The organism is Corynebacterium sp. HMSC034E11, from assembly GCF_001835905.1.
GTDB classification, from domain to species: Bacteria; Actinomycetota; Actinomycetes; order Mycobacteriales; family Mycobacteriaceae; genus Corynebacterium; species Corynebacterium coyleae.
In genome coordinates this window covers 1-2,929 of record NZ_KV826366.1, presented here as the reverse complement: position 1 = coordinate 2,929, position 2,929 = coordinate 1, and the positions used below count along the sequence as shown (strand labels likewise).

The window sequence follows — 2,929 nt, the reverse complement described above, 5'->3', positions numbered from 1 at the left end:
TGTGTTGGCATGCTGTTGGGTGTCTGGGGCAACATTGTGTGTTCCTTGTTGTGGCATTCCATTGTTGGTTGATCATCTGTTGTGGTGGTTGGTCTTCGTGGGGTGTGTGTTGTGTGAGAACTGTATAGTGGACGCGAGCATCTTGTTCTTTTTGTGTAATTTTTGTTTGTTGAGTGTCTACAGTTTTTGTAGCGACCGTAATTGTTGTTTTGTGTTACGGGCGTATGGTGGATGCCTTGGCATGCTGGGCCGATGAAGGACGTGTGAGGCTGCGTTAAGCCTCGGGGAGTTGCCAACAGTGCGTTGATCCGAGGATGTCCGAATGGGGAAACCCAACACCAGTTGTGTGGTGTTACCTGCAGGTGAATGCATAGCCTGTGTGGAGGTGACGTGGGGAAGTGAAACATCTCAGTACCCACAGGAGAAGAAAACAATTTGTGATTCCGTGTGTAGTGGCGAGCGATAGCGGATGAGGCTAAACCGTGTGCGTGTGATACCTGGGTAGGGGTTGCGTGTGCGGTGTTGTGGGGTGTGATCGTTGCGGGCTACCTGACCGTGAGATGGTGTGTGTGCGTTAGCGGAAACGTCTGGGATGGCGTGCCGGAGCGGGTGATAAGCCCCGTACGTGAAGGCGTTGCATATGTTGTCTGATCATGTTTTCCCCGAGTAGCAGCGGGCTCGTGAAATCTGCTGTGAATCTGCCGGGACCACCCGGTAAGCCTAAATACCCAGTGTGACCGATAGTGAATAGTACCGTGAGGGAATGGTGAAAAGTACCCCGGGAGGGGAGTGAAAGAGTTCCTGAAACCATGCGCTTACAATCCGTCAGAGCACCGTTTGTGTGTGATGGCGTGCCTTTTGAAGAATGAGCCTGCGAGTCAGCGGCATGTCGCGAGGTTAACCCGAGTGTGGGGTAGTCGTAGCGAAAGCGAATCCTAAGAGGGTGTCAAGTGGCATGTCCTGGACCCGAAGCGGGGTGATCTACCCATGGCCAGTGTGAAGCAGCTGTAAGAGGTTGTGGAGGCGCGAACCCACTTAGGTTGAAAACTGAGGGGATGAGCTGTGGGTAGGGGTGAAAGGCCAATCAAACTCCGTGATAGCTGGTTCTCCCCGAAATGCATTTAGGTGCAGCGTGATGTGTGCTTACCGGAGGTAGAGCTACTGGATGGCCGAGCGGGACTATCATCTTAGTGACGTCAGCCAAACTCCGAATGCCGGTGAAGTTTTAGCATTGCAGTGAGACTGTGGGGGATAAGCTTCATAGTCGAGAGGGAAACAGCCCAGATCGCCGGTTAAGGCCCCTAAGGGTGTGCTAAGTGGAAAAGGATGTGGGATCGCGAAGACAGCCAGGAGGTTGGCTTAGAAGCAGCCATCCTTGAAAGAGTGCGTAATAGCTCACTGGTCGAGTGGTTCTGCGCCGACAATGTAGTGGGGCTCAAGCACACCGCCGAAGCCGCGGCATAGTTTTTACTATGGGTAGGGGAGCGTCGTGTGTGGGGTGAAGCCGTATCGGAAGAAGCGGTGGACTGCACGCGAGTGAGAATGCAGGCATGAGTAACGAATGATACGTGAGAATCGTATCCGCCGAATGACTAAGGGTTCCTGGGTCAAGTTCGTCTTCCCAGGGTGAGTCGGGTCCTAAGGCGAGGCCGACAGGCGTAGTCGATGGTCAACGGGTTGATATTCCCGTACCCGTATATACGCGCCCAGTATCGAAGCGGTGATACTAACCACCCAAAGCCGCCGACATGCACATCTTTGATGTGTGGTTGGTGGTGATGCGTGGGGCCTGATCCGTTGTAGGTCAGTGATGGGGTGACGCAGCAAGGTAGCCAAGCCGCTTATTGGATTGCGGTGCAAGCGTGTGGCACGACAGCATGTTAAATGCGGCTGTCAATAGTGTGAGGCGTGATGCGTAGCCCGTATTGGGTGATGTTGGTGATCCTCTACTGCCGAGAAAAGCCTCTAGCGATGTGTGTATACGGCCCGTACCCGAAACCGACACAGGTAGTCAAGTAGAGAATACTCAGGCGGTCGGGAGAACTGTGGTTAAGGAACTCGGCAAATTACCCCCGTAACTTCGGGAGAAGGGGGACCCAAGCTGGTGCCCGATCATACGATCGTGGTTGCTGGCGTGGGTCGCAGAGAATAGAGGGGAGCGACTGTTTATCAAAAACACAGGTCCGTGCGAAGACGATGAAGTTGATGTATACGGACTGACGCCTGCCCGGTGCTGGAAGGTTAAGAGGACCTGTTAGGACATTTAGTCCGAAGCGGAGAATTTAAGCCCCAGTAAACGGCGGTGGTAACTATAACCATCCTAAGGTAGCGAAATTCCTTGTCGGGTAAGTTCCGACCTGCACGAATGGCGTAACGACTCCCCTGCTGTCTCAACCACAGACCCGGTGAAATTGCACTACGAGTAAAGATGCTCGTTACGCGCGGCAGGACGAAAAGACCCCGGGACCTTCACTATAGCTTGGTATTGGCATTCGGTGCGGTTTGTGTAGGATAGGTGGGAGACGTTGAAGCGGCCACGCCAGTGGTTGTGGAGTCGTTGTTGAAATACCACTCTGACCGTAGTGGATATCTAACCTTGGCCCATGATCTGGGTTGGGGACAGTGCCTGGTGGGTAGTTTAACTGGGGCGGTTGCCTCCCAAAATGTAACGGAGGCGCCCAAAGGTTCCCTCAGCCTGGTTGGCAATCAGGTGTTTAGAGTGTAAGTGCACAAGGGAGCTTGACTGCGAGACTTACAAGTCGAGCAGGGACGAAAGTCGGGACTAGTGATCCGGCACCTACTTGTGGATGTGGTGTCGCTCAACGGATAAAAGGTACCCCGGGGATAACAGGCTGATCTTCCCCAAGAGTCCATATCGACGGGATGGTTTGGCACCTCGATGTCGGCTCGTCGCATCCTGGGGCTGGAG

1 rRNA gene is annotated in these 2,929 nt (G+C 53.8%); it reads left to right on the top strand.

Going from position 1 to position 2,929, the window contains the following annotated elements:
• Positions 1–204 precede the first annotated feature (204 nt).
• Positions 205–2,929: ribosomal RNA gene (locus HMPREF2690_RS00165) — 23S ribosomal RNA — on the top strand; the annotation flags it as partial.